This window comes from Zymomonas mobilis subsp. mobilis ATCC 10988 (assembly GCF_000175255.2).
GTDB classification, from domain to species: domain Bacteria; phylum Pseudomonadota; class Alphaproteobacteria; order Sphingomonadales; family Sphingomonadaceae; genus Zymomonas; species Zymomonas mobilis.
Genome location: NC_017262.1, coordinates 120,109 through 146,085, shown reverse-complemented (window position 1 = coordinate 146,085; position 25,977 = coordinate 120,109). Strand labels below are relative to the sequence as shown.

At 47.2% G+C, this 25,977-nt stretch carries 24 protein-coding genes, 2 tRNA genes and 1 CRISPR repeat array; of the genes, 12 read left to right on the top strand and 14 right to left on the bottom strand.

Annotated features, from left to right (window positions below; genetic code table 11):
- The first annotated feature begins 5 nt into the window (after positions 1-5).
- The 6 genes from murI to ZMOB_RS00680 all read left to right on the top strand — a co-directional run bounded on the left by murI (position 6) and on the right by ZMOB_RS00680 (position 5,390).
- Entirely contained in the window at positions 6-836 is an 831-nt protein-coding gene (gene murI, locus ZMOB_RS00705) for a glutamate racemase (RefSeq protein WP_014500343.1), read from the top strand.
- Between the two features lie 135 nt (positions 837-971).
- Positions 972-2,186 (top strand): 5-aminolevulinate synthase, encoded by a 1,215-nt coding sequence (hemA, locus tag ZMOB_RS00700; protein ID WP_012816914.1) that lies wholly within the window; start codon positions 972-974, stop codon positions 2,184-2,186.
- Positions 2,187-2,404: 218 nt separating this feature from the next.
- The gene (gene rpiB, locus ZMOB_RS00695) at positions 2,405-2,878 is read left to right on the top strand and encodes a ribose 5-phosphate isomerase B (protein WP_011241022.1); all 474 of its coding nucleotides are present in this window, start codon (positions 2,405-2,407) and stop codon (positions 2,876-2,878) included.
- Positions 2,879-2,897: 19 nt separating this feature from the next.
- Positions 2,898-4,187 (top strand): serine hydroxymethyltransferase, encoded by a 1,290-nt coding sequence (gene glyA / locus ZMOB_RS00690; protein WP_011241023.1) that lies wholly within the window; start codon positions 2,898-2,900, stop codon positions 4,185-4,187.
- A 4-nt stretch (positions 4,188-4,191) separates the two neighbouring features.
- On the top strand, positions 4,192-4,662 hold the full coding sequence (nrdR, locus tag ZMOB_RS00685) for a transcriptional regulator NrdR (RefSeq protein ID WP_012816913.1): 471 nt from the start codon (positions 4,192-4,194) through the stop codon (positions 4,660-4,662).
- Entirely contained in the window at positions 4,659-5,390 is a 732-nt protein-coding gene (locus ZMOB_RS00680) for an RNA methyltransferase (RefSeq protein WP_011241025.1), read from the top strand. Before nrdR ends, ZMOB_RS00680 begins: the two co-directional genes overlap by 4 nt.
- Before the next feature lie 127 nt (positions 5,391-5,517).
- On the opposite strand, the gene ZMOB_RS10190 is transcribed toward ZMOB_RS00680, so the two are convergent.
- From ZMOB_RS10190 to ZMOB_RS00670, 3 genes are all read right to left on the bottom strand, one after another.
- Positions 5,518-5,691, bottom strand: a complete 174-nt coding sequence (locus ZMOB_RS10190; protein ID WP_158306275.1) for a hypothetical protein — start codon at positions 5,689-5,691, stop codon at positions 5,518-5,520.
- Positions 5,692-5,766: 75 nt separating this feature from the next.
- On the bottom strand, positions 5,767-6,084 hold the full coding sequence (locus ZMOB_RS00675; RefSeq protein WP_011241026.1) for a hypothetical protein: 318 nt from the start codon (positions 6,082-6,084) through the stop codon (positions 5,767-5,769).
- Between the two features lie 489 nt (positions 6,085-6,573).
- On the bottom strand, positions 6,574-7,524 hold the full coding sequence (locus ZMOB_RS00670; protein ID WP_014500342.1) for a LysR family transcriptional regulator: 951 nt from the start codon (positions 7,522-7,524) through the stop codon (positions 6,574-6,576).
- A gap of 69 nt (positions 7,525-7,593) precedes the next feature.
- Here ZMOB_RS00670 and ZMOB_RS00665 point away from each other — a divergent pair, with 69 nt between their 5' ends.
- Complete coding sequence (locus ZMOB_RS00665; RefSeq protein ID WP_014500341.1) at positions 7,594-8,583, top strand: carbon-nitrogen hydrolase family protein; 990 nt, start codon at positions 7,594-7,596, stop codon at positions 8,581-8,583.
- A gap of 159 nt (positions 8,584-8,742) precedes the next feature.
- Here the strand turns inward: ZMOB_RS00665 and ZMOB_RS00660 are convergent.
- From ZMOB_RS00660 to pgi, 5 genes are all read right to left on the bottom strand, one after another.
- A tRNA-Met gene (locus ZMOB_RS00660) sits at positions 8,743-8,819 on the bottom strand.
- Between the two features lie 704 nt (positions 8,820-9,523).
- Entirely contained in the window at positions 9,524-11,482 is a 1,959-nt protein-coding gene (locus ZMOB_RS00655) for a potassium transporter Kup (RefSeq protein WP_014500340.1), read from the bottom strand.
- Between the two features lie 214 nt (positions 11,483-11,696).
- A tRNA-His gene (locus tag ZMOB_RS00650) sits at positions 11,697-11,773 on the bottom strand.
- Positions 11,774-11,948: 175 nt separating this feature from the next.
- On the bottom strand, positions 11,949-13,295 hold the full coding sequence (gorA, locus tag ZMOB_RS00645; protein ID WP_014500339.1) for a glutathione-disulfide reductase: 1,347 nt from the start codon (positions 13,293-13,295) through the stop codon (positions 11,949-11,951).
- Positions 13,296-13,457: 162 nt separating this feature from the next.
- The gene (pgi, locus tag ZMOB_RS00640; protein ID WP_014500338.1) at positions 13,458-14,981 is read right to left on the bottom strand and encodes a glucose-6-phosphate isomerase; all 1,524 of its coding nucleotides are present in this window, start codon (positions 14,979-14,981) and stop codon (positions 13,458-13,460) included.
- 277 nt (positions 14,982-15,258) lie between these two features.
- Between pgi and ZMOB_RS00635 the strand changes: the two genes are divergently transcribed.
- The 5 genes from ZMOB_RS00635 (at position 15,259) to ZMOB_RS09750 (ending at position 20,125) form a co-directional block, all read left to right on the top strand.
- On the top strand, positions 15,259-15,738 hold the full coding sequence (locus tag ZMOB_RS00635; RefSeq protein ID WP_014500337.1) for a hypothetical protein: 480 nt from the start codon (positions 15,259-15,261) through the stop codon (positions 15,736-15,738).
- Between the two features lie 127 nt (positions 15,739-15,865).
- On the top strand, positions 15,866-17,386 hold the full coding sequence (locus ZMOB_RS00630; RefSeq protein ID WP_014500336.1) for a DEAD/DEAH box helicase: 1,521 nt from the start codon (positions 15,866-15,868) through the stop codon (positions 17,384-17,386).
- Between the two features lie 356 nt (positions 17,387-17,742).
- Positions 17,743-17,943, top strand: a complete 201-nt coding sequence (locus ZMOB_RS00625) for a NepR family anti-sigma factor (RefSeq protein ID WP_224452955.1) — start codon at positions 17,743-17,745, stop codon at positions 17,941-17,943.
- A 26-nt stretch (positions 17,944-17,969) separates the two neighbouring features.
- Positions 17,970-19,622, top strand: coding sequence for a sensor histidine kinase (locus tag ZMOB_RS00620; protein ID WP_014500335.1), 1,653 nt, complete (start codon positions 17,970-17,972; stop codon positions 19,620-19,622).
- Between the two features lie 368 nt (positions 19,623-19,990).
- On the top strand, positions 19,991-20,125 hold the full coding sequence (locus ZMOB_RS09750; protein ID WP_012816905.1) for an entericidin A/B family lipoprotein: 135 nt from the start codon (positions 19,991-19,993) through the stop codon (positions 20,123-20,125).
- 556 nt (positions 20,126-20,681) lie between these two features.
- Positions 20,682-21,011: direct repeats of the CRISPR family, unit length 28 nt; unit sequence GTTCACTGCCGCACAGGCAGCTTAGAAA.
- A gap of 152 nt (positions 21,012-21,163) precedes the next feature.
- Here the strand turns inward: ZMOB_RS09750 and tatC are convergent.
- The 6 genes from tatC to fabD form a co-directional block, all read right to left on the bottom strand.
- Positions 21,164-21,952, bottom strand: coding sequence for a twin-arginine translocase subunit TatC (tatC, locus tag ZMOB_RS00610; RefSeq protein ID WP_011241036.1), 789 nt, complete (start codon positions 21,950-21,952; stop codon positions 21,164-21,166).
- Positions 21,949-22,407, bottom strand: coding sequence for a Sec-independent protein translocase protein TatB (gene tatB, locus ZMOB_RS00605; RefSeq protein ID WP_014500334.1), 459 nt, complete (start codon positions 22,405-22,407; stop codon positions 21,949-21,951). The genes tatC and tatB overlap by 4 nt, the downstream gene beginning before the upstream one ends.
- A gap of 84 nt (positions 22,408-22,491) precedes the next feature.
- Positions 22,492-22,755, bottom strand: a complete 264-nt coding sequence (locus tag ZMOB_RS00600) for a twin-arginine translocase TatA/TatE family subunit (RefSeq protein WP_011241038.1) — start codon at positions 22,753-22,755, stop codon at positions 22,492-22,494.
- 152 nt (positions 22,756-22,907) lie between these two features.
- Positions 22,908-23,609, bottom strand: a complete 702-nt coding sequence (locus ZMOB_RS00595) for a hypothetical protein (protein WP_011241039.1) — start codon at positions 23,607-23,609, stop codon at positions 22,908-22,910.
- 112 nt (positions 23,610-23,721) lie between these two features.
- Positions 23,722-24,459 (bottom strand): 3-oxoacyl-ACP reductase FabG, encoded by a 738-nt coding sequence (fabG, locus tag ZMOB_RS00590; RefSeq protein ID WP_014500333.1) that lies wholly within the window; start codon positions 24,457-24,459, stop codon positions 23,722-23,724.
- 69 nt (positions 24,460-24,528) lie between these two features.
- Positions 24,529-25,464, bottom strand: a complete 936-nt coding sequence (fabD, locus tag ZMOB_RS00585; RefSeq protein ID WP_014500332.1) for an ACP S-malonyltransferase — start codon at positions 25,462-25,464, stop codon at positions 24,529-24,531.
- Positions 25,465-25,977: the final 513 nt, after the last annotated feature.

The window sequence follows — 25,977 nt, the reverse complement described above, 5'->3', positions numbered from 1 at the left end:
AAAGAATGTCCCGTCCTGTCTTATTTTTTGATTCTGGTGTGGGCGGTTTGTCAGTTTTGGCCGCCGTCAAAAAGGCTTTGCCGGAAGCGCCAATCCTTTATGTCGCGGATAATGGCGGTTTTCCTTATGGCACCAAAAGCGAAGAAGAGATTGCCACCCGTGTGCCGGCCTTATTAGGGCGTTTGGTCGAACGGTATGATCCGGCTTTATTAGTGATTGCCTGTAATACCGCCTCGACTATTGCCCTGCCCTTTATTCGGTCAGCGTTACAAATTCCGGTTGTCGGCACGGTGCCAGCGATCAAACCAGCGGCATTATTATCTAAAAGTCACGTTTTTGGAGTCTTGGGGACAGAAGCAACCATTCGTCAGCCTTATGTCGATCATCTGTCGGAAGAATTTGCCAGCGATTGTACCGTAATACGGCAAGGTTCTGCCAATCTGGTAACTTTGGCCGAAGCCAAATTACGGGGCGAAAAAAGCGATCTTGCCCTTTATCGCGCAGAATTAGACCGTCTGTTACAGCAGCCAGAAGGTGACCAGATTGATGTCGTGGTTTTGGCCTGCACCCATTTTCCTTTGGTCAAAGAAGAATTGGAGGCGGTTTCGCCCCGTCCCCTGTTATTTATTGATGGCAGTGAAGGCATCGCGAGAAGAGCCAGATATTTGGCCGATCAATTAGCGAGTAAATGCGAATTAAAATCATTATGCCCCGTAAAGCCAAATGAAAAACACCCCCCTAAGGGTCAGTTGCTTTATACGGCACCGACTGAAATTCTTATGCCTTTTAGGGAAAATATTAAGAAGCGGGGATTAAACGAAATTGTCTTTCTCTGAAATCGACCAGATTATTTTGTTTTTTTCGTTTTTTCCCTAGTCTGATCTTTAAGACAGGGTTAAAAGCGGATCTATTCTTCCTTCTTATAGTCAGGCTGTCACAAAAGCCTCTTTCGTCAAAAGGAGTGTCATCCTTTGGATTACAAACATATTTTCAGCCAAGCGATTGAGCGCCTGCATAAAGAAGGCCGCTATCGTGTGTTTATCGATATTTTGCGGAATAAAGGTCATTTCCCCAATGCCCGTTGTTTCGCCGGTCATAATGGCCCGACCCCAATTACAGTTTGGTGTTCCAATGACTATTTGTCGATGGGGCAAAATCCCGATGTTATTTCGGCCATGGAAGAAGCCCTGAATAACGTCGGTGCAGGTTCGGGCGGCACCCGCAATATCAGCGGAACCACCCATTATCATAGCGAATTGGAAGCCGAATTAGCGGAATGGCATGGCAAAGAAGCCGCGCTTACCTTTACTTCCGGTTTTGTGTCCAATGAAGCGACCTTGTCCACGATTGCTAAGGTTTTGCCGGGATGCGTTATCTTTTCCGATGAATTGAACCATGCTTCCATGATCGCCGGTATCCGTAATTCACGTTGTGAAAAGCGGATTTATCGGCATAATGATCTTGCCCATCTGGAAGAATTGCTGGCGGCTGAAAATCCAGACCTGCCGAAGCTGATCGCTTTTGAAAGCGTTTATTCTATGGAAGGCGATATTGCCCCTATTGCGGCAATTTGTGACCTTGCCGACAAATACAATGCCATTACCTATCTCGATGAAGTTCATGCCGTCGGTATGTATGGCCCGCGTGGTGCCGGTATCGCCGATCGTGAAGGCTTGGCCGATCGTCTGACCATCATTGAAGGCACCTTGGCGAAGGCGATTGGTGTGATGGGCGGCTACATCGCCGCCGATCAGTTGATCGTGGATGTCATTCGTTCCTATGCTCCGGGCTTTATCTTTTCCACTTCGCTTGCACCGGTATTGGCCGCAGGCGCTTTGGCCAGTATCCGCCATTTGAAGATATCTTCTAAAGAACGGGAAGCCCAGCAGAAGCATGCCGCTTTATTAAAGCAGATGTTTAAGGATGCCGGTTTGCCGGTCATGGCAACGACGACCCATATTGTCCCGTTATTTGTCGGTGATGCGGTCAAGACCAAGCGGATTTCAGACATTTTGCTGAATGAATATGGCGCTTATGTCCAGCCGATCAATTTCCCGACTGTCCCGCGTGGCACCGAAAGACTGCGCTTTACACCGGGCCCGACCCATAATGAAGCGATGCTGCGTGAATTAACTGACTCTCTGGTTGCGATTTGGCATCGCCTTGATATGCGTTTTGCCGCATAATTTATTATTTTATTTTAATTTTTGTTAAATAATGATAAAAACCGACCTGTTTTTGCTCTCAGGTCGGTTTTTTCTGCTTTTGATTATAGCAAATGGTTTTCATTCCTGATTGAAATGCTTAAGAACAAAGGCGCTTTAAGGCCTGAAAGGGCTTGCTTTCTGGAATTTTATCTTGCTGGATAAAAAAACAGACAAGGTTTGACTTGGGGAAAATTTAGGTGACCTCTGCTGTGCCATCAAATACGAAAAAAAAGCTGGTGATTGCTTCCGATCACGCAGCATTTGAGTTGAAATCAACCTTGATTACTTGGCTGAAAGAGCTTGGTCATGAGGTCGAAGACCTTGGCCCTCATGAAAACCATTCAGTCGATTATCCCGATTACGGTTATAAGTTGGCTGTCGCTATCGCGGAAAAAACCGCTGATTTCGGTATTGCTTTATGTGGCTCGGGAATCGGTATCTCGATCGCTGTCAATCGCCATCCGGCTGCCCGTTGCGCTTTGATTACGGATAACCTTACCGCCCGTTTGGCAAGAGAACATAACAATGCCAATGTTATCGCTATGGGTGCGAGATTGATCGGCATTGAAACCGCTAAGGATTGTATTTCAGCTTTCCTTGCAACGCCGTTTGGAGGTGAACGTCATGTTCGCCGCATCGATAAACTTTCGAATCCTCAGTTCAATATCTAGTTTAAGGGCTTAATCCTCTATGACTAAAGAAACGGCATCTTTCTTTACCGATCGCTTGGCTGCGGCTGATCCCGATGTGTTGACAGCGATCAATCATGAATTGAACCGCCAGCGCAAGCAGATCGAGCTTATCGCTTCTGAAAATATTGTCAGCCGTGCTGTTCTAGAAGCGCAAGGTTCTGTCTTTACCAATAAATATGCTGAAGGCTATCCCGGTAAGCGCTATTATCAGGGTTGCGCCCCTTCCGATGAAATCGAAACGCTGGCTATCGAACGCGCCAAGAAATTATTCGGCAGCGAATTCGTCAATGTTCAGCCGCATTCCGGCGCTCAGGCAAATGGTGCCGTTCTTTTAGCGGTCGCGAAGCCCGGCGATACCATTATGGGTCTGTCTTTGGATGCCGGTGGGCATTTGACCCATGGTGCCAAGGCGGCCATGTCTGGCAAATGGTTCAATGCAGTTCAGTATGCGGTGCATCCTGAAACCCAGTTGATCGATTACGATCAGGTGCGCGATCTGGCTTTGAAAAACAAGCCGCGCGTTATCATTGCGGGTGGCTCAGCCTATCCCCGTCATATCGATTTCGCCTTCTTCCGTAAGGTTGCCGATGAAGTCGGAGCTACCTTTATGGTTGATATGGCGCATTTTGCGGGTCTGGTTGCTGGCGGTGTTCATCCTTCACCTGTGCCACATGCGCATATCACGACCACGACGACGCATAAGACCTTGCGGGGCCCGCGCGGTGGTATGATCTTGACTGATGATCCGGCTTTGGCAAAGAAAATCAATTCGGCTGTCTTCCCTGGTATGCAGGGTGGCCCCTTGATGCATGTCATCGCGGCAAAAGCAGTTGCTTTCGGTGAGGCCTTGCAGCCTTCTTTCAAGGAATATGCAAAAGCTGTTGTCGAAAATGCTCAAGCCTTGGCAGCGCGCTTGAAAGAACGCGGTAGCGATCTCGTAACGGGTGGCACGGATACGCATCTGGCTTTGGTTGATCTTCGGCCTTTGGGTGTGACTGGCCGTGATGCTGATTGCGCTTTGGAACGCGCCGGTATCACCTGCAACAAAAACGGTATTCCTTTCGATCCGTTACCGCCAGTTAAAACCTCCGGTATCCGTCTGGGATCGCCTGCGGCGACGACCCGCGGTTTCCGTAAAGCGGAATTCCTTCAGGTCGCTGATATGATTGCTGATGTTCTTGATGCGTTGAGCAGCAAGGGCGAACAAGGTGATCCGGCGGTTGAAACCGCTGTTCGTCAGCGTGTCGAAGCGCTTTGTGATCGCTTCCCACTTTATCCGGAATTGTAATCTCTTGCGCTGTCCTTTTTGTTCTTGTGAAAATAGCCAAGTGAAAGATAGTCGTCCCACTGAAGATGGGACGGCTATCCGTCGGCGGCGGCAATGTGAAGAATGCGGTGCGCGATTTACGACTTTTGAGCGTATCCATATGCGCGATATTGTCGTTATCAAAAAAGATGACCACCGCCAGCCTTTTGATCGGAGCAAGCTGATACGTTCGGTCTCGATTGCATGCCGGAAGCGGCCTGTATCGCCCGATCAGATCGAGCTTTTGGTCAATTCTATCCAACAGAAAATTGAGGCTTCGGGCGAAAGCGAGATTACGGCTGTTCGCCTTGGTGAAATGACGATGGAAGGATTGAGGACGCTCGATAGTGTTGCTTATATTCGTTTTGCCAGCGTCTATAAGGACTTTACCGAAGCCCGTGATTTCGAAGATTTCGCTCGATCTGTCCGTTCTGTTATTGAAGCTGTCAAAGAATGAGTAAAGCTGTACCTGCTATTATCCTCGTCCGTCCGCAATTGGGCGAAAATATCGGTAAAGCGGCAAGAGCTATGCTCAATTTTGGGCTGGATGATTTGCGTCTTGTTGCGCCCCGTGATGGATGGCCCAATCCTTCGGCGGGCCCTGCTGCGAGCGGGGCTGATCGCGTATTACAACAAGCGCGCGTTTTTCCGACAGTCGCAGAAGCTGTGGCGGATTGTGCGCATGTCTATGCCACAACAGTCCGCAAGCGTGGTGTGACCAAGCCGGTGATGACGCCTGAACAGGCAGCGCAAACTATTCACGAGCAAGAAGGTGGCGTTGGTATCCTGTTTGGCCCCGAAAGAGCCGGATTGGAAACGGATGATGTCGCTTTGGCAAGAACGATCATTACGGTTCCGGTTAATCCCGAATTTTCAAGTCTGAATTTAGCGCAGGCTGTTATTCTTGTGGCTTATGAATGGTCAAAAGGGCAAACTTTAGCCCAGCCGACAAAAGTGGACATGGAACCGCCGGCCCCCCAAGAAGAATTGGAAGCCATGATCGGGCATTTGGAAAATATGCTTGATAAAAATGGCTATTTTTTCCCGATACCGCGTATCCCGACAATCAAAAGAACTTTGCGGACGCTTTTGACAAAGCCATCATGGAATAGCATGGAGATACGGACATTGCGGGGCGTGCTTTCAACCTTGGAAAAACCAAGACATAATGCCCATAAAGGGTGAGTAATTCTTAAAAGATGAGCTATTCTATCAATTGAGGGCGAAGACCTGATAAGAATTATAATGCCCGTAAAAACTTTGTAAAATTTATGGGCATAGCCCCTATAAGAAGGGGGATAGTCTTGTCGGGCTATTTTTTTAGGCGGTTGGCAGCAAAATTGAAAATGACCACCCCCAATGCCAGACAAAAGAGCAGGATAGTCGAGAAAGAAACATCCCGATGCGGTGCCGGATCAAAAGGGTCTGGTTGTTCTGTGATATTGTTTTGATGCGATGTTTGGTCTGTTATTACGTTATTGGCCAATTTCGATTTCCTGATTGCCAAGCTGGCCTATTTTACCTTTTTAAAAAAGGGAGGCCAATCCATTTTTGGGGTTTACTATTCTTCAACAGGAAGATTGCCAACGCGCTGGATCGCCAAGCGATAGGTCTCGTAAAAATATTCGCTGGTTTTCGTAATATCCTGATAAAGGCGCACGGCCTTGTCTTCTGCAAGCAGAAATTCATCTTCCGTTAGCAGGCCTTTTTCCCATGCCTCTTCAAGCAAGGTAAAATTTTGCATCAATGCAGGCGGGAAATCAGAACTGTAGCAATTCACGTCATGCGGAATAATCGGATGATGGGTAGCAGGCTCTGTCTCCGTATGTTTTTTTGTTTTCCAGCCTAAGAAATATAAAAGCTTTTGTATCAGATTCATGTTTCCACCCTTTTTTTAAAAAAATGATTTAAGGGATGATTAGTTGCTCTGTATCTTAATAGGGTTACAGAAAAATGGCTATGCACCCTGATAGATATAATTAGCCGAAAAAAAGGTAACAGATTGTTCTTAATGCCTTTTTTTAAACTGCCCTTTTCCTTCCTTATTTTAAGATAATTTTTTTGCTGTAAATTTTTTATAGCCTTTCAAATTAAACTTATTTTTTAAAAAATGAAAAATAAATAAAATTTTACAAAAGAAATGTAAAATATTGTAATTATTTATAGTTTTTTTATTTTATTATATATCATGATTGACGTAAATAAATTTCGCCACCCTCGTTGTTTCATTCTTATCCGAGATCACCAAAAGTATAAGAATAGTCAGACTTTGATATCTGCCATCAAAAAGATAGGGATGACAGATGAATATCTTGGGTAATGTGAAGCTGTCGGGTCAAAAATATCAGTCAATATACCAGAAAAAGCCTTAAGATTGTGGTGGCGGTAAGATATTCTGTTGAACCCTGATGGCCTGTTTTATAATTTGAAACAGCCATAAAAGGGCGGTGTCTTTTTGTGAGGATAAGCGCATCGTTGCGATGATGGGGTAGGCTGTTAATTCCAAAGGTGCCTCAAATATCGTTAATCCGGTATATCCAGCAAGGCTGATAGCGGCATGGCTTGGAATAGTCGCGATGCTTTTTGACCCAAGCAGAAAAGGTGGAAGTGCCGCGAAATGAGTCAGAGCCGTCTGAATTTTTCGAGACCGTCCCATTATTGATAATATTTCATCAACCAGCCCTTCCCTGCCTGAATAAGAAACCAAGATATGCGGCAGTGAAAGATACGCCTCCAATGTCGGATTTTCAGAAAAACCGCAGCTTTGGGCATCGCATAGACAAGCGTAACCGCCTTCTCCGATGACTTGTTGCCATAATCCCCGACGAGGCAGCGAAGCTGTAACAATAGCCAGATCAATATCATTATTTTCGAGCATCTGTTGCGCTGTGTAGCGGTTTGTTTGCCGATAGACGACCGAGGCATCTGGGGCGATAGCCTGTATTTGTTTCGATATTTCTGATCCCAGAGCTAATTGGAAATCATCGGACATTCCGATTGAAAAATGCCTGTTACATCGGGCTGGGTCGAATTCATTTTCAGAAATAAAGGCGTTGTAAATAAGAGTTGCGCCTTCGGATAGAGATTCAACCATATCTATGGCACGTTGTGTCGGTTCCATGCCTTGGCGAGTTCGGATGAAAAGCAGGTCATCCGCAGCCTGCCGGAGGCGGCTTAAAGAGGCACTGACAGCGGATTGGCTTAGCGAAAGACGGGCCGCCGCTTTGGTTACGCTTCTTTCATGCCACAAGGCCAAGAAGGTAATCACCAGATTAAAATCAAAGCGGGTAATATCACTTATATTGATTTTACGAATCATATCATTCGATTTGAATGATATGATGGCCAAGCGCAATATTTCCGACAGCTTATTAAGGAGATGAATAGAATGAGTTGTCATCGCGTAGCAGTTATCCAAGCTGGAACCAGCCTGTTTGATACTGAAAAAACATTGGATCGAATGGAAGCGCTTTGCTGTCAGGCCGCAGAGCAGAATGTTGAGTTGGCCGTTTTTCCTGAAGCCTATATTGGAGGATACCCCAAAGGGTTAGACTTTGGCGCGAGAATGGGCACACGGACAGAAGCCGGACGAGAAGATTTCTTGCGTTATTGGAAAGCGGCTATTGATGTCCCCGGAAAAGAAACGGCTCGCATAGGTAGCTTTGCTGCCAAAATGAAAGCCTATTTAGTGGTGGGTGTAATCGAGCGTTCGGAAGCGACGCTTTATTGCACCGCTTTGTTTTTTGCCCCCGACGGGACATTGATAGGCAAACATCGCAAATTGATGCCTACAGCGACTGAACGGCTGGTATGGGGGCAAGGTGATGGGTCAACCATAGAAATTTTGGATACGGCCGTTGGAAAATTGGGCGCGGCTATCTGCTGGGAAAATTATATGCCTGCGCTGCGTCAGGTTATGTATGCGGGCGGTGTCAATATTTGGTGTGCGCCAACAGTCGATCAGCGGGAGATATGGCAGGTATCTATGCGCCATATTGCTTATGAAGGTCGATTATTTGTTTTGAGTGCCTGCCAATATATGACGCGAGCAGATGCGCCCGCAGACTATGATTGCATACAGGGCAATGATCCAGAAACAGAACTGATTGCGGGCGGAAGTGTCATCATCGACCCGATGGGCAATATTTTGGCGGGCCCCCTCTATGGTCAGGAAGGTGTTCTGGTAGCAGATATTGATTTATCAGACACGATCAAGGCGCGCTATGATTTGGATGTATCAGGTCATTATGGGCGGCCCGATATTTTTGAAATCAAGGTCGATCGCCAATCACATCAAGTCATTACAGATCAATTTTCCCGCGATCCGGCAACAGAGAAGAAGCCTGTCTCCGATAGTGAGATCTCTCAATTAGATTAAAATTGAGCGGTTTTTGTTTTTATGGCGGTGTTATAGCGATGATACCGCCATAAGCGCTAAGGAATTAAGGCGTCCATTTGTTATGGGGAGGCGGATAAAATGGCGCAGAAATAATCTGGAATGAGCCATTTATTTTTTGGGAAGATTTAATTTTAAGGATGGTAGCGGAGGAGGGACTTGAACCCCCGACACGCGGATTATGATTCCGCTGCTCTAACCAGCTGAGCTACTCCGCCATTCATTTTGCGTCGCAAAATTTATTAGCTGACGAGGCGTGCGTATAAGAGAAAGGCAGGTATTTGGTCAACTGTTTTTTTCGGTATTTTGTTATTTCTGTTTGTTTTTTTTAAGAAAAATCGAGTTTGGGATTCTTAGCGCGAGAATGAAGGCCTGCTTTATCCGGCTTTTGGATGAAAAAGCTATTTTGAGCTATGAGCGAAGAAAAGCCCAATATCTTTTGATTGGCTTTTAAAGAGAGCCTTTTGAGACAAACAAGGGTAAAAACTAGCCCGAAAATACCCGAAAGAGAAATGATGGCCACTATCTGGTGATTTGGATAAGGATTTTGATTTCCTTGGCCAGAAAAGAAGCCGTGAATTTTTGCACGGAGATTGGTCTCTAGTGGGATAGGTCTTTTCCTCCATGCAGCTAGATGGATGAATTTGAGCCGCAAGAGGTACGGACTAGGAGAAGCCCTTCTTAAGGACGTGATGGGCTAGTTTGAGATATAAAAACGCTTACGATAGAAACCGTGATTATCGTCTGTAGCCTCTGCGATAGGGTGATAGCAGGACAAAGAAAAACGCTGCTCCGAATAATCGGAACAGCGTTTTTTTAGGAGGGAAAGGTTAAAGAAGAAGGCCTCAATCCTGAGTGGAAGAGGCTGTCTTCCGATAGGATAGAAGAACAACCATTCTTTTTATCCCATCTTTCCCCTGCCCTATTTTCCGTTACTGCCGACGAGTTCGATCTGGCTACCCAATTCAACCACGCGGTTGCTAGGCAGTTTAAAGAACTCTGTTGCACTTTCAGAGTTACGTAGCATCCATGCAAACAGCTTTTCGCGCCAAATTGCCATACTGGTATGGGTTGACGGGATAAGTGTCTGACGAGAGATAAAGAAGCTGGTATCGTCCATTCGGAGCATGGGCCCCGACTGTTCGATTTTATTGAGTGCCAAAGGCACGTCAGGTTCTTCCATAAAGCCGTAACGCACGATCAGGCGATAGAAGCCATCTTCAAGGCTGCTCATGCTGGCGCGATAATGCGGATCCACATAAGGCACATCTTCGATTTTCACGGTCAGAAGAATAACTCTTTCGTGAAGAATCTTGTTGTGTTTGAGATTGTGAAGCAGCGCATGAGGCACGCCATCATCTTCTGGCGTGAGGAAGATAGCCGTTCCCGGAATACGGACAGCCGAAGCCGCTGCCGAGCGGATGAAAAGCTGGATCGGCATGGCGACCTGCCGCATTCTTTCCGCCATTAAATGGCGACCGCGTGACCAAGTCATCAGCATCGTGAAAACAACGAAGCCGACCAAAAGCGGGAACCAACCGCCTTCAGGAATCTTTGTCACGTTGGACAGGAAGAAAGCGCCGTCGATCAAAAGGAAGAAGGAAACCAAAGGAATGGATTGCCATGCCTTCCAATGCCAAACCCGATGAACCAGAACCCCCATCATACAGGAAGTGATAAACATCGTACCGGTCACAGCGATACCGTAAGCATTCGCTAGATTAGTCGAGTTTTTGAACATGGCGATCAGCACCATGACCATAAACATCAAGACCCAATTAACCGAAGGGATGTAAATCTGCCCGACAGTGCTGGCGCTGGTATGGTTCACGCGCAAACGCGGGATATAACCGAGCTGAATGGCCTGTTGCGTAACCGAGAAGGCTCCGGTGATAACCGCCTGACTGGCAATAACCGCCGCAAAGGTTGCGAGAATAATCAACGGCACACGCAAGAAATCCGGTGCCAGAAAATAGAAGGGATTGGCGATGGCTTCGTGGTCAGCACTAAGAAGCGCGCATTGTCCGAGATAATTCAGCGTTAAAGCCGGAAAAACCACCCAATACCAACCAAGAGAAATCGGTTGCCGTCCAAAATGCCCCATATCAGCATAAAGCGCCTCGGCACCTGTTACTGAAAGCACAACCGATCCCAATGCCCAAAAGCCCTGCAACGGATCAGATACAAAGAAATGAATGGCATAATAGGGATTAAGTGCGAGAAGGATGGCTGGGCTGCGGGTGATGATGTTAAAGGCACCCAAAATGGCCAATGTCGCAAAATAAACCAGCATAATGGGCCCGAAAAGCCGACCCACTGATTCCGTTCCCCTCGCCTGAATACAAAACAGGCCGATGAGAATAACCACGGAAACCGGTGGCACCCAACTGTCAAAAGAGGGTTCGATAACCGTTAGACCTTCGACCGCAGAAAGCACCGACATCGCAGGGGTAATCATGCTGTCGCCGTAGAAAAGCGCCGTAGCAAACACCCCGAGCACAATCAGCCATCGGCTGAGTTTCGGATTGGCTCCGCGGATAATAAGAGATAGCAACGACATACTGCCGCCCTCGCCCTTATTATCGGCCTTCATAATAAACATCACATATTTGACCGTAACGACCAACCCCATCGTCCAGAAGATGAGGCTGACCAAGCCATATATATGAAAATCATCCACCGGAAGTTGGTGATGACCTTTGAAACATTCTTTCAGTGCATAGAGAGGGCTGGTACCGATATCACCAAAAACAATACCGATTGCCCCTAGCGACAATTTCAATAGATCTTTGTCGCTATGACTATGTCCGGGAACCCCATAAGAGGGATCTGAAGATTTGCTATCCACAGATGATGTCCCCGGGGAAGTATCGTTACTCATAACGATCTCCGTTTTATCGATAAAAAAAAGGTTCTTTGCAAAAAAGAGCTAAAAAATAATATTTCCCGCAAATGAACCGAAAGCAAAAAAGGGATTATGACCCTCTGCTGTTCTTGCAACAATCACGATATGAGCCATTCTGCAAGAAAAATATAATATTGCAGAATAAATTACATGTGATTTGGCGCATAAAGAGATATTTTTTAAGGAAAAATGGGGCGATCGACGGGAATTGAACCCGCAACCTCCGGTACCACAAACCGGCGCTCTAACCAATTGAGCTACGATCGCCATAATATCGAGCCGGACAGCGGAAGAAAACTTGATGCATGTCCGTGGATGTCCGGCTCAATTAAATTGTGTTTTCGTTTTGGTCAAGAGATTTCAAAAGAAAGATGAATAAAAAACAGTATTTTATCGGAATACGCCTCTTTTTTGACCAAAAGCGATTTGCGAGAGCGCCAAATTATCGCATTAAAACAAGTTCTTCAGCGCTACTGGGATGGAGAGCGACCGTGTCGTTGAAGGCCTGTTTCGTTAAGCCTGCCTTGATAGCGACCGCTGCCAACTGGATAATTTCAGGAGAATCCTGACCGATCAGATGGAGACCCAAGACTTTATCGCTGTCACCATCAACAACCATTTTATAAAGCGCGCGATCGGGGCTGTCGATCAAAGCATTCCGCATCGGCCGGAAATTGGATTTATAGATCTTAATATTTTTATAGCGTTTTTTGGCTTCCTCTTCGGTCAGACCTGCGCTGGCGAGAGGCGGGTGAGAGAAAACCGCCGTCGGAATAGTATCATAATCGACCGAGGCCGCTTTATGACCGAAAACCCGATCCGCAAAGGCTTGTCCTTCCCGAATGGCGACCGGCGTTAATTGCACCCGATCGGTGACATCGCCGACAGCATAAATAGAGGGGCAGCTTGTCCGATTTTCTTCATCGACCAGAATAGCCCCGCGATCATTGGTTTTGACATCAGCCTTGTCCAAGCCGAGGTCACGGCTTTTGGCGACCCGTCCAATCGCGAATAAGACAAGATCGCTTTCTATCTGGCTGCCATCTTTGAAATGAGTGGTAAGACGGCCGGATGAGTCTTTGTCGATGCGAGCAATATCGGCATTGAAACGGTAATCGATGCCATGCCCCTGCCCTATCTCAACCAGTCTTGCAGCGATTTCTTCATCATAGCCGCGTAAAATACGGTCGCCATGCGTGGCTATGGTGGTTTCGACGCCAAAGCTATTCAAAATTCCGGCAAATTCATTAGCGATATAGCCACCGCCGACGACTAAAGCGCGCTTGGGCAAGGAAGGCAGCAGAAACATTTCATTGGAAGTGACGGCATATTCTGCCCCCGGAATGTCGAGTTTAGCCGGCTCTGCTCCCACTGCGACCAGAATATAACGCGCCGTAATTTTTTTACCGCTGGCTAAACGAATCTGATTCGCGCCTTCGATCACCGCATGTTCTTTGTAATGGGTGATATGATTATTATCGAGCGTTTGAGTATAGAGACCTTCAAGCCGCGTTACATCGGATAAAACGACATCGCGAAGCGTTGACCAGTCGAATTTTTTTTCGGGTAATGTCCAGCCGAAGCGCTGGGCTTTTTTCAGATCTGCCGCGAAATCGGCGGCGTAATAAAGCATTTTTTTGGGAACGCAGCCCCGTATGACGCAGGTGCCGCCGATACGGTATTCTTCCGCAATGGCTACGGATGCCCCATGAGAAGCGGCAATGCGGGAGGCTCTGACACCTCCCGATCCGGCTCCGATCACAAAAAGATCGAAATCATAATCTGTCATATTTCATCTTCCCTTATCCGGTTGGGCAGAATGGCTGCCTTTCCTTTTTAACCGATATCCGAAGAGAACGGATATCGGTTGCTGATAAAGTGAAGAATGACCGTTTCAGATAGTGAAATCCAGCTAAGGATCACGATCAGAGCGATTGAAGAAAGCGGAAACCTATTTCAAAGCAGCCGCAATCAAAGCCTTGGTTGACGGGTCGAAATCGGAATTTTCAGGATGATCGGCAATGGCGTGAGCCATTTCTTTTCCGAGTTCAACACCGAACTGGTCAAAGCTGTTGATGCCCAAAAGAACACCATTCGTGAAAGTGCGATGTTCGTAGAAGGCAATCAAAGCACCCAACTGAGCCGGACGCAATTCTTCCATCAGGATCGTCGTTGACGGACGGTCACCCGGATAAGAACGTGCCGGATCCTTGTTGTCGCGGCCACTCATCAGGGCGGCACCCTGTGCGAAGGCGTTGGTCAGCAAGGTTTTATGATGCACCGGATTTAAAGTATCGTCTGCTTTGATAGCAGCGATAAATTCGATCGGAACCAGACGCGTTCCCTGATGCAAAAGCTGGAATACCGCATGTTGGGCATCGGTGCCGACACCGCCCCAAGTGATGAAAGCGCTGGGATGATCAATCAGATTGCCATCGAGGTCAACGCGTTTACCATTGGATTCCATTTCCAACTGCTGGAGATAGAAAGGCAAAAGTTGCAGGCGTTCGTCATAGGCGAAAATGCCATGAGTCTGCGCACCGCGGACGGCGCTGTAATACTGGTCAGCAAAAGCAGCCAGAATAGGCGCGTTCTTTTCAGGAGCGGCTTCGAGGAAATGGCGATCCATAGCCGCGCCACCTTCGAGAAGCTGCTGGAAGCCTTCCCATCCAAGAGCCAGCGCCGCCGGAAAACCGATGGAAGACCACAGAGAATAGCGGCCGCCGATGCTTTCTGCGAAAGGCAGGATGCGGGTATCATCAATACCCATTTCAGAAGCCTTCGCCGGATTGGCGGTAAGGGCAATCATGCGACCCTGAGGATCTTCGACGCCATGCTTCTTCATCCATTCCATCGCGGATTCTGCGTTCAGCATGGTTTCTGCGGTAGTGAAGGTCTTGGAAGCAACCGCAATCAGGGTTTTATGCGGATTGAATTTTTTGAAGACTTCTTCCAGAGCCTGACCGTCAACATTGGAAACAACCGCAACATCATAGCGGCCAGATTCACGAGTCAGGGCATCAATCAGCAATTTGGGGCCGAGAGCAGAACCGCCAATGCCGATATGCAATAAATGTTTGACTTCACCGAAGGCACCCGCATCGATAGCTTCGATCAGCGTACGCATCCGGGCATGATATTCTTTGGCGCGGGCGACGCTGGCAGGGGCACCCTGTCCACGTTCGGCCATATGCTCAACTGCACGGTCTTCTGTTATATTGATTTTTTCACCGGCAAAGAGCGCTTTTCTTCTGGTATCAAAGTCACAAGCCTCTAACAGCTTTTTGAAGGCAGTCAGCTTCTGGCTATCAAGGTGATTTTTGGAAAAATCAAAACGGAGTTTTGCTGTCTCCACAACCAGACCTGAAAGACGGTTACTGTCTTCTTCAAAAAGCTGTTTTAAAGTTTTTTCTGAGCAAGCGGAAACCTGTTTCCATGCAGCATCTATGGCTGCTTTATTTGCGATTCTTGCCATAACAACGCTCTCCTAAATGAATATGGCTTGTCATTTCTTTGCCAAACGAATGTAGGTTTCGTTTTGGTCAAAGTGAAGAGATAGTAGGACGAATAACAAGAACTGAAAAGAATAATTAAGTAGAAACAGCTATTTCTATCTTGATGGATTTTATGGATTGACTTCAATCAGATTCATCGGAAATTCATATTTTTTTTGCCATGCTCTGGCGAAAGCAAGGGGAAATTTGCGGTCTTATGCCAAGATTATGTCATTGATAGAAAAGGGATGCGCATTTTTGCTTCGCCCCGTTATCGGGGGATGCCTGTTTTTTTCCTTGCCTCTGTCGGCTATGCCGCCCCGCCATTTTCCACATTCCGGTGTGATGGAAATCCATTTGAATGTCAGAAATGCCAATGGTCGCAACCAAAGACCTTTGCCTCCGCCGCCTCCGCCACCGGATTCGCCCTATAATGCCCCGCCACCTCCGCCTGAAGCGGTCTGGCATGAGAAAAAGGGCCCGAAATGCGTCTCACCAGAAGATATTGGTGCCGCCGCTGTTTCTGAAAAAGATAGCGTTGATTTGATGTTAAAAGGGGGCAGCCGGATAAGAGCGCATCTGGAGCATTGCCCTGCCCTTGATTTTTATTCCGGTTTTTATGTCCATGCAGGCCGTGATGGACAGATATGCGCCAAGCGTGATCCTGTTTATGCCAGATGGGGTGGCGAATGTCTGATTAACCGATTCCGTGTGGTTGAAGGTGTTTTTAAACACTAAAAGGCTCGGGCATGACCGCGACGGTGAATTAAGATTCACTTTAATTTGCGGGGTTGGATATCCGTTGCTATAGCAGAATTTCACTTATCAAGATGTGGATGCCGCATCTTATTTTATTTAATCCGCGATGTCCGATAAGGATTATCGCCTGTTTCTGGTCAGATATTTCATGAGCTTTGCCGATCTAGGCCTTTCAAAAGAACTACTGCAAGCAGTTGCCGAATTGGGATATGAAGAACCCACCCCTGTTCAGGCAACGGCTATCCCGTCTGTTTTGATGATGCGTGACCTGATCGCGGTTGCCCAAACCGGCACCGGCAAAACGGCTAGTTTTGTTCTGCCGATGATTGATATTTTGGCGCATGGGCGGTGTCGCGCAAGAATGCCGCGTTCCCTAATTTTGGAACCAACGCGGGAATTGGCCGCTCAAGTCGCCGAAAATTTCGAGAAATACGGAAAATATCATAAATTATCGATGTCTTTGCTAATCGGGGGTGTCCCGATGGCAGAACAGCAAGCCGCCCTTGAAAAAGGGGTGGATGTTTTGATTGCAACCCCCGGACGTTTGCTTGATTTGTTCGAGCGGGGGAAAATCCTGCTTTCAAGCTGTGAAATGCTGGTCATTGATGAAGCTGACCGGATGCTCGATATGGGATTTATTCCCGATATTGAAACCATTTGCACGAAATTGCCGACCAGTCGTCAGACTTTGCTTTTTTCAGCGACGATGCCGCCTGCGATTAAAAAGCTGGCTGATCGTTTCTTGTCCAACCCGAAACAAATTGAAATCAGTCGTCCTGCAACGGCCAATACCCTGATTGATCAGCGTTTGATTGAAGTATCGCCCCGCTCGAAGAAAAAGAAGCTGTGCGATATGCTGCGGGCGGAAAAAGACCATACGGCGATTATCTTTTGCAACCGTAAAACGACCGTGAGACAGTTGGCAACAACCTTGGAGCAGCAAGGCTTTTCCGTCGGTCAGATTCATGGCGATATGAGCCAGCCAGAGCGTGGCAGTGAGCTTGAGCGCTTCAAAAATGGTCAGATCAGCGTTCTGGTTGCTTCCGATATCGCCGCAAGAGGATTGGATGTTAAAGGGATCAGTCATGTCTTTAATTTTGACGTGCCGACCCATCCTGATGACTATATCCATCGCATTGGCCGCACCGGACGCGGCGGCGCTAGTGGAGAGGCTTTGACCTTTGTTACCCCTGCTGATGAAGAGGCGATAGCCGCGATTGAAAAATTGATGGGCGTCGAGATTCCTCGATTAGGGAACAGAAAGAAAAATGCCCATCCGTCTAAAAGCGAAGAAGCAGTTAGCCCCAAACAAGCAAAGCCTGCGCAAGAGAAATCAGCCGCGCCTAGCCCAAGGAAAGCCCCAAGAAAGGCCGAAACTCCGAAAAAATCACCAGAGGATCGGCTGGATAGTGTTGAAAGTGACTTTCCTAAAAACCAAGCCCCAAGAAACACGGCTTCGCGTCCTGTTAGCAAGGCGCGGACTCAGGAACGGGCATTGCGGCCTGAAAATTTACGGCGTGTGAAGCCGGTTGCTTTGGAAACGGCAATTGATTGGAATGGCCCGATTCCGCCGTTTTTGAACTATTCCGTGCCGAAAACAACCGCGAGAAACGCCAAGAAAGACTAATTCCTGTAGACTTTTTTCTTTTTAGGTTAACGATTTAATCGTTAAATTTTGAGAAAATAAAAGAGATCCCGAAATAGGACAGGAACAAAGCCTATAATATTTTGTTTCTTTTATGAAGTCTGGCACTTTCTGACCGAAAATGCCAGTCAGACATTTTGTAATCCGGATAAAAGGGAAAAATTTTTTCGAGGTAGATCAAATTTAAAAATTCTTATCAATCCAGCCATTTTTTGTGGTTGAAATTTTATAATGATTCTGGACAGAATGAATGGATCTTATAATAAGAAAGATAGATTACCTCGGTAAGACTGAACCGTATCCGACCCAATCATAGAATAACTAAGATGAATGGCAGCATGACAGCACATAACCATAAAAGGCCAGTATCCCAAGAATTACCGGCTTCTTCCGGAAATGCCGCACATGCTGATGAATCGGCAAAACAGGCGGAAGATCGAAAAAACGCAATCGGTTTTGCCTTGCGTAATGTCTATCAGCAGACGGTTGAAGAAGCGGTGCCTGATGACCTTCTAGCCCTTTTGGCAAAACTCAACTAATTGATAACGATACGGATCGGTGCTTTATGAAGGCATTTTTTAAAAATTCGCCTTCAAAAACCTTCCACAAAAAGCAGCTTTTGACCCGTCGGTTATTTCTGCTTTTCGTTTCCATGCCTACATGGTTTCGGATGTTGGTGGTTTTAAGTTTGGCACAGCTTCCGCCGAGTTTTGTTGCACTTGGGGCGTTTATCGCTTCGTCCCATCAATACCGCCTTAATCACCAAAAAGAAGCGCAGCTTATTGCGACTGAGAGCGCGCGCACGATTGACGATTCTATCGATATTTTGGCCTATGATGTCAGAAATATCTTTGACGAAGAAGGTAGCTATGATTTTGCCGATATGGGCGAATGTTCCCTTCTGATTCAGCATATGCAAAGCCTTGGTTTCGTCCCAGTGGATTATGCCTTGATGGATACATCGGGGCGTTTACTGTGCAAAAGCGACAATTTTAAAGTGAATACGGCCGTGCTTTTGCCTTTTAAGCCGCTGGGTGCAAATAACTTTTATAATGTCGATATTCTGGAAAATGAGGGACAGCTTCAATTCTCTTTTCTGGGTGGGCATTATCCGCTGTCAAAATATCTGGTTGTCGGACAGATTGGCCGAGATTCTTTATTGAAAATAATCGAGCGGAAGGTTGTGCCGGATGGATCGGCGCTTTTTCTAGCCCAAAAAAGCCATTTATTGCCGTTAATTTCGCCGAAGAAGCCTTTATTAAAGCAAAGCCATCCGGTTGTTATTCCGACTTTTGATAATTCTATTAACCTGATTTACGATAACAACCTGCCCCCCTTTAGAAAAGTCGATTTGCTGTTTGTTTTGTTGCCCGTGTTGATCTGGTTTATGACGGCGAGCATTGGTTGGGTTGTTGTCCATTATATGCTGTTGCGCCCCTTGCGGCGCACCCAAAGGGCGATTGTCGATTATGGCAAGACGGGCGAAATACAAAAGATAAAACCGGCTTCGATTGGGGCGGCAAGAGAAATTAGGCAGGTTAGCAAGGCCTTTTATCATGTTGCGGTTAGATTGGCTGCCCATGAACGCGCCCTCCGCAATGCCTTACAGCATCAAAAAATGTTGACCCGTGAAGTGCATCATCGGGTGAAAAACAACCTTCAAGTTGTGTCCAGCCTATTGAGTATTCACAGCCGTCGAGCTGAAACCGCTAAAGAAAAATCCGCCTATGCGACTATCCAGCGGCGGGTAAATGCTTTGGCGATTGTTCAGCGCCAATATTATAATGAGCTAGATAAAGGCCAAGGGCTGGATTTATCCTTGCTGATTAAGGAATTGGTCAACGGGTTACAAACCAGTTTGCAGACATTTGAAAAGAATTTTCAGATTGAAACCGAGATAGATCAGGTTTTTGTACCTTTGGAAAAGGCGATGCCGATTGCCTTTATTCTGGTCGAAATTGTCGATTTTTCTTTGGCGGTTGATCCGTTGTTACCGATCACCATTATTTTGCATCGTCATAGCGCCGAATTTGAAAATACCCCCGACCATGCGGGCTTGGAGATCCGAGCCGAGGCCTTGAAACAGCTATCTTCCCGTAAGGGCAATGAAGTTATTCGGCGGATTATCAGCGCCTTTGGGCGGCAGTTAGGCGGTAAATCGGTAGAGAAAGAAGAAGACGGCTATTATTACTACGATATCGATATATTGCCGGATTAAGCCCTGATAAACGTTGTCGGCTTTGTGATAGGCGATATTTTTGTTCTGATATGCCTTTTTATGGGCGTGCTTAAAAATCGACAAAAATAATGCGGGAGCTTGGAACTTTCCTTTTCACGGTCAGTTCTATTGGCAAGATTGTCCGTAGGCTTATCCCCCCTTAGCCTGACTTTCTTAAAATTCATGATCCGGAATGTCTCCTCCTCCCCCCTCACTGACATTCCGGGTCATTTTTTTGTGTTTTTTCATTATTCTGTGGTTCATATAAATTCAGTAAAAGAACTTTGCTGTGAAGGCGATTTCTTCATATGCCAGAGCGTTTATGAAATCTGGAACAAGGTGCAGATAAGGCACCGGATGGGGGAATAATGCGTATTTTGATACATTGTTTAATGGCATCCGCTGTTTTGGCCTTGGCGGCTTGCAATACGGTACAGGGTTTCGGGCAAGATCTTTCTTCTGCCGGACAGTCGATGTCTAATTCGGCTGAAAGAAATAAATAAAATATAAGGTCGCTCTTTTGAAGAGCGGCCTTTTTTATCCTTTTATCGCGTGGTTTTGGATTAGACACCGCCGTATATTTTTGAAGCATAGCCGAAATTGAGTTTAATTTTGGCCTGTTGCGGCATGGCTGCCTTTGTAAGCTGTTTTAACCGCGGATAATGCGCGATATCCTATTTTCTGACGTTGGCATCCTTATGGCCGAGTGAAGGTCTTGGAATGGATGCGTTTAGTTTTCAGCCCTAGCATAGCGAAGATAGACGGTAATAAGAGCCATTCAATGCTGCCCATCGCTGAAGATTGGTCGAGAGAATAGCGGTGTGTATTAGCCTTGAGTATGGATTTTCTTATTAGCATGGCCTAAAGAATTGATGGCTTTTTGATATTGTGAAGATTCTTGCGGGATCAAATTTGACCCTTATTTTGACCCTCTTTTTTCGAGGGTATAAAAAATCCTTTCAATTCAATATGTTACATATGGGCGTATTTTTTAGGGTTATTTTGCCTTTTTGGCGAGATATCCCTTTATTTTAGGGGCAATTCTATCTTTTGCCTCTAGTTCACTGCCGCACAGGCAGCTTAGAAATATTTCAGGTGTCGCAGAACGTCCGGCAGTCGGTTCACTGCCGCACAGGCAGCTTAGAAAATATTGTTCGCTTCAAATAAGCGGATAGGTAAGTTCACTGCCGCACAGGCAGCTTAGAAAATTTTACAGATTGATGTGAAGTTAAACTTGCAAGTTCACTGCCGCACAGGCAGCTTAGAAATTTAATCCTATGCCGACCGGTCCTACACCAAGAGTTCACTGCCGCACAGGCAGCTTAGAAAAGCGACAGGCTACCGGCCACCAGCGACAGGCTGTTCACTGCCGCACAGGCAGCTTAGAAATGACCACGGAAGACTTGGCGCGTGGATAAATCTGTTCACTGCCGCGCAGGCAGTTGCTTAGATTTTATTGCATTGGGGTGGTTTTAAAGAGGGCATAACGCCCTCTTTTTTTAAGATTTTTATTGAAAAAACGGTTTATCTTTTATTGGGGTTTAGTCTTCTGCAACGACGAGGTCGGTCTCTTTTTTGCGGCGTTTTTCGCCGAAAAGCATAGCGAGCAAGGCCATTTCATAAAGCAGGATCAGAGGCACCCCAAGCAATAATTGTGAAACGATATCAGGCGGGGTTAAAACCGCAGCGATGGCCACAGAGGCGACAATCGCATAGCGACGGCCTGCAACCAATTGTTGGCGAGTGACAAAGCCTGCCCGTTCCAGCAGCAGCAGCACGAGGGGCAGAAGAAAAGCGACACCAAAGCCGAAGATGAATTTTGTCACAAAATTCAGGTAATTACCGACTGCGGGTAGAGCCGTTTGCTGCACGCCGCCAATATTGCCTTGATAGCCGAGCAGAAAATGAAGGGCGATAGGCATGGCGACATAATAGGCCATAGAGGCACCGACCAAAAATAACAGCGGCGTCATGACCAAGAAAGGCAGGAAAGCCCTTTTTTCATTGCTGTAAAGCCCCGGAGCGATAAAGCGCCATATCTGCATGGCGACAATCGGAAAAGCGAGCATGATAGCGGCGAAAAAGGCCACCTTGATATCGACAAAAAAGGCTTCAAAAATATCAGTATAGATCAGCCTGCCCTGTCCTGCCCGAAGTAAGGGTTGCACCAGAAACGCAAAAATAGAGCGGGAAAAATGGAGGCAAAGCAGGAACGCTATGCCTAGGGCGACCAAGCTGATGAGTAGTCTTTTTCGTAATTCAAGAAGATGATCGAGCAGCGGGGCTGCGCTTTCATCCACTTCGTCATGAATGTCGTCCGTCTCGCTCATGATTGTTTTTCCTGCTGGTCGGCTTCTTTGGGCGTGGCCGGAGTCGAGGCAGCGGTCGTTGCGGCTGTTTCCGTATGATTGGCGGCAAGATGGCTTGTGTCTGCCGTATTCACTTCCAAATCAGCGGGAGACGCGAAGACAATATTTTGTTCGGCTGGATCATCGGAAACAGGCGATGGGGTAGCTGGCGAAGAAGTCGAAGCGGTTTGATTGCCCTGCCCCTGATTTTCGGCAAGCAGCTTGGCGTTTTCTTCTGCCCAGCGTTTTTCCATATCTTCCATTTCGGATTGACGAATCATTTCATCAATACCGGAACGGAAATGACGGCTCAATTTCCGTGCTTTCCCGAGCCATCGACCGACGACCCGCATAGCGCGGGGTAGGTCTTTGGGCCCGATCACCACCAAGGCGACCACCGCAACGAGTAAAAGTTCTGAAGGGGCGACATCAAACATTTAAAAATCCGCACGACCTGCCAAAGGATAGAAAGCCGTTAAGCCTTCTGACCGTTTGAGGTAATATTCTGTTCGAACAATCAGTTATTGATTGTTTTTGATGTCGTTTGGCACATTCTGTGCCACATTTTGCGTCGTGTTTTCTGGCGGAAGGGGCTGATTTTCCAAGCGAGGTGCCGGAGCCGGTGGGGCTGCCGGTGGCGTGGTATCGTCTTCGGACATGCCTTTTTTGAAGCTTTTAATGCCTTTTGCGACATCGCCCATCATATCGGAAAAACGACCTTTTCCGAAAAAGATCATTACGACGACCGCAACAACGATCCAATGTGTAATACTCATGCCGCCCATGTCGAAATCTCCCTAAACCCCGAAAATAAGGTCTATATCTTCTTATAATGACGAAATTTGCGCTTCTCTACCAGAAGATAGCGCATTTATCTGCCTAATTTTTTATTCGGCTCTCTTTAGCCGAAATTCCAGCCGATTTTTCTTAAATAATGTTACCGCGTGGCATTATAGGCCAATTGAGGTTCCGTTAATTGGAAACCGACCAGCATTTCAAAGCTGGCCTCTTTCATCGCAGCTCTGACTTTCGGGTCGTTGGTCGGGTCAACCGAGGCATCAACATCGGTAACCTGTCTGACTTTGTTCAACTGCCGGATGATATCCCGTGGCAAAGTGGCGGAATCGTGGTCAATGGCCGAACTGGTGGTAACTTCGGTATCGGTTGCCATCTGGCCGGGTTCAAAATGGATTCTGACCGTTCCCATTTCTTTGGAAAGAAGCCGCGTCCCTGCCCGCATAACAGCCACAAAATAAGGTAAGGTGATATCCCTTGCGCCGCCGACATGGCGTCTTCTTGCCTGAACGGTGAAGGTCAGATGCGTGACGACGGGCCCAGAAGCGGTATCATCGCATTTCGGTCTTAATTTGGTGATGACGGCTTCGATATCAATAGCCGAAGCGGTGCGTTGATCGGACGGATTAAAAAGCGTGACATCGCCGGTATAGTCAGGCACCGCGACAGCCGGACAACTGCTGCGCCGGACAGTCATTGACCCCATTTCGTCAAATTGGCCATGATGAACGACACAACCGCCGAGCAAAAGCGATGCAAGCGACAGGGTAATGACAGGCGCAAAGCCGGACTTAAAAATCGACAAGTGACCCCCAGAAAATAACGGGATGAAAAAAAACGCCATAAACGGCCAAGAATAGAAAATCGGGAACAGGATATGATGATATCCTGTTCCTGACAACGTCTTATGAATACGAGATCAAAGGCCATGCCTCTGATGATGCCGTCTTTTCGGCTTAAAGCATCGACATGCCGCCGTTAACGCTGAGTGTTTGACCTGTCATATAGCCTGCTTCCTTGGAAGCAAGATAGACAGCGGCAGCGGCGATATCCTGAATATCCCCAAAGCGACCCGCCGGAATCTGGCTTTTGGCGGCTTCTTTCTGTTGTTCGGAAAGAATCTCCGTCATTTTGGTTTCGATAAAACCCGGAGCAATGCAGTTCACCGTAATGCCACGGCTGGCGACTTCCCGTGCCAGTGATTTGGACATGCCGATCATGCCGGCCTTTGCCGCAGCATAATTGGCTTGTCCGGCATTACCGGTCTGGCCGACGACTGAACTGATATTGATAATGCGGCCAAAGCGGGTCTTCATCATCGGTCTGATGACGGCACGGCTAAGACGGAAAACGGATTCCAGATTAAGCGCGATAACATCCGCCCAATCTTCATCTTTCATGCGCATCATTAAACCGTCGCGCGTGATACCGGCGTTATTAACCAGAATGTCAATTTTGCCGAGCTTTTCTAAAGCGCGCGGGACAAGCTGTTCGACATCTTCTTTTTGGCCGAGATTAGCGGGAAGAATAATCGGATCATTCGGTAAAATTGCCGCGACTTCTTTTAACGCAGATTCACGGGTACCCGATAAGGCAACCTGTGCGCCTTGATCGGCCAAGGCTTTGGCGATGGCAGAGCCAATGCCGCCAGAGGCACCCGTCACAAGAGCAGTCAGGCCATTAAGATCAAACATTGATTTTCTCCTGCCCCCTGTCTGGTTAGAGTATAGAACCAGAAGAGGGGCTGATTAAAGTCTATAGAATTATAAGCTGGCAGCAAAATTTTCGATGTCAGCCGGTGCGATCAGGCTGGTGGCTTTGCAATCAGGGGCAATCCGTTTAATCATCGGGGCAAGCACCTTGCCGCCGAATTCAACAAATTCCTCAACGCCAGCGGCCGCCATCGCGGCAATGGATTCACGCCAGCGCACCCGTCCGGTTACCTGTTCCACCAGTAAATTCATGATTTTTGTCGGGTCAGTTTCAGCCGTAGCCGACACATTGGCAAAAACGGGAACGATAGGCTGACGTGGCCTATTTTCTTGTAAGGCTTTGGCCATGACATCGGCAGCGGGCTGCATCAGGCTACAATGGAAAGGCGCAGACACATCGAGCATAACCGCTCGTCTTGCGCCTTTGTCTTTGGCAAGGGCAACCGCGCGTTCGATAGCGGCCAAGCTTCCCGAAATAACGACCTGCCCCGGTGCATTATCATTAGCGGCTTGGCAGATATCATTTTCGGCAGCTTCTTGCGCAATGGATTCTACTGTTTCAAAATCCAGACCCAAAATAGCGGCCATACCGCCTTCCCCAACGGGAACCGCAGCCTGCATTGCTTGACCGCGTTTTTTCAATAGGCGTGCTGTAGTCGGGAGATTAAAAGCATCGGCGGCGGCTAAAGCGCTATATTCACCAAGGCTGTGACCAGCGACAAAAGAGGCCGCATCTGTCAGCCGGATATTGCCTTCTTTTTCAAGCATAGCGAGAACGGCCATCGAATGTGCCATGATCGCGGGTTGGGCATTTTCGGTCAGCCGTAATTCTTCTTCGGGACCTTGCGACATCAGGCGGAATAGATTTTGTTTGAGCGCCTCATCGACTTCTTCAAAAACATGACGAGCCGCCAAACTGGCATCTGCGAGCGCTTGCCCCATGCCGACAGACTGGCTTCCTTGTCCGGGAAAGATAAAGGCACGCATGGATCAGATTCCTTATATATTTTATCTTGAAACAGAATGGCCGAATATCAGCCAAAAAAAATAACCGATGGCAAGAGCCAATATCCCATAGCAGTCGAAAAGCCTTGGTCTTTCCTCTGTCTTTATGGAAAGCGCGTTATTTAGAAATAATAATGCCATAGGCTTTATATCAGCTGGTCATGGCTGACAATATTGCTTTGTTTCGGGGAAAAAGGCTTTTGCGTTTTATAAACCGATTATTTGGAAGCCTATCCGGTCTTTTGGAAAAGATAGTCGCGATTATGTTCTTTTTATAAAACATCTTGCAAAACAGGACGAAATGCGGCATTGCCTCCCACCTATCAGACCTATAAATGTCTGGGCGTTTTTGAGTGGAAAAGATTTTATCCATTCAATGATCTTTTAATGATCGTCTTAGTTTGAGGCGGTTATTTTTTAATGGCCCGAATTAAGTAAACGACAGCCGGAGGGGCGTTGGCATGGTGCCACGTCAGCGATCGGCCAATATTTAAG

What these genes read in the sequence shown, in the direction of transcription:
- murI (WP_014500343.1), top strand. Translation starts at nt 6, where the DNA reads ATGTCCCGTCCTGTCTTATTTTTTGATTCTGGTGTGGGCGGTTTGTCA.
- glyA (WP_011241023.1), top strand. Translation starts at nt 2,898, where the DNA reads ATGACTAAAGAAACGGCATCTTTCTTTACCGATCGCTTGGCTGCGGCT.
- ZMOB_RS00680 (WP_011241025.1), top strand. Translation starts at nt 4,659, where the DNA reads ATGAGTAAAGCTGTACCTGCTATTATCCTCGTCCGTCCGCAATTGGGC.
- ZMOB_RS00675 (WP_011241026.1), bottom strand. Translation starts at nt 6,084, where the DNA reads ATGAATCTGATACAAAAGCTTTTATATTTCTTAGGCTGGAAAACAAAA.
- ZMOB_RS00670 (WP_014500342.1), bottom strand. Translation starts at nt 7,524, where the DNA reads ATGATTCGTAAAATCAATATAAGTGATATTACCCGCTTTGATTTTAAT.
- ZMOB_RS00665 (WP_014500341.1), top strand. Translation starts at nt 7,594, where the DNA reads ATGAGTTGTCATCGCGTAGCAGTTATCCAAGCTGGAACCAGCCTGTTT.
- ZMOB_RS00655 (WP_014500340.1), bottom strand. Translation starts at nt 11,482, where the DNA reads ATGAGTAACGATACTTCCCCGGGGACATCATCTGTGGATAGCAAATCT.
- gorA (WP_014500339.1), bottom strand. Translation starts at nt 13,295, where the DNA reads ATGACAGATTATGATTTCGATCTTTTTGTGATCGGAGCCGGATCGGGA.
- pgi (WP_014500338.1), bottom strand. Translation starts at nt 14,981, where the DNA reads ATGGCAAGAATCGCAAATAAAGCAGCCATAGATGCTGCATGGAAACAG.
- ZMOB_RS00630 (WP_014500336.1), top strand. Translation starts at nt 15,866, where the DNA reads ATGTCCGATAAGGATTATCGCCTGTTTCTGGTCAGATATTTCATGAGC.
- ZMOB_RS00625 (WP_224452955.1), top strand. Translation starts at nt 17,743, where the DNA reads ATGACAGCACATAACCATAAAAGGCCAGTATCCCAAGAATTACCGGCT.
- ZMOB_RS00620 (WP_014500335.1), top strand. Translation starts at nt 17,970, where the DNA reads ATGAAGGCATTTTTTAAAAATTCGCCTTCAAAAACCTTCCACAAAAAG.
- ZMOB_RS09750 (WP_012816905.1), top strand. Translation starts at nt 19,991, where the DNA reads ATGCGTATTTTGATACATTGTTTAATGGCATCCGCTGTTTTGGCCTTG.
- tatC (WP_011241036.1), bottom strand. Translation starts at nt 21,952, where the DNA reads ATGAGCGAGACGGACGACATTCATGACGAAGTGGATGAAAGCGCAGCC.
- tatB (WP_014500334.1), bottom strand. Translation starts at nt 22,407, where the DNA reads ATGTTTGATGTCGCCCCTTCAGAACTTTTACTCGTTGCGGTGGTCGCC.
- ZMOB_RS00600 (WP_011241038.1), bottom strand. Translation starts at nt 22,755, where the DNA reads ATGGGCGGCATGAGTATTACACATTGGATCGTTGTTGCGGTCGTCGTA.
- ZMOB_RS00595 (WP_011241039.1), bottom strand. Translation starts at nt 23,609, where the DNA reads ATGGCGTTTTTTTTCATCCCGTTATTTTCTGGGGGTCACTTGTCGATT.
- fabG (WP_014500333.1), bottom strand. Translation starts at nt 24,459, where the DNA reads ATGTTTGATCTTAATGGCCTGACTGCTCTTGTGACGGGTGCCTCTGGC.
- fabD (WP_014500332.1), bottom strand. Translation starts at nt 25,464, where the DNA reads ATGCGTGCCTTTATCTTTCCCGGACAAGGAAGCCAGTCTGTCGGCATG.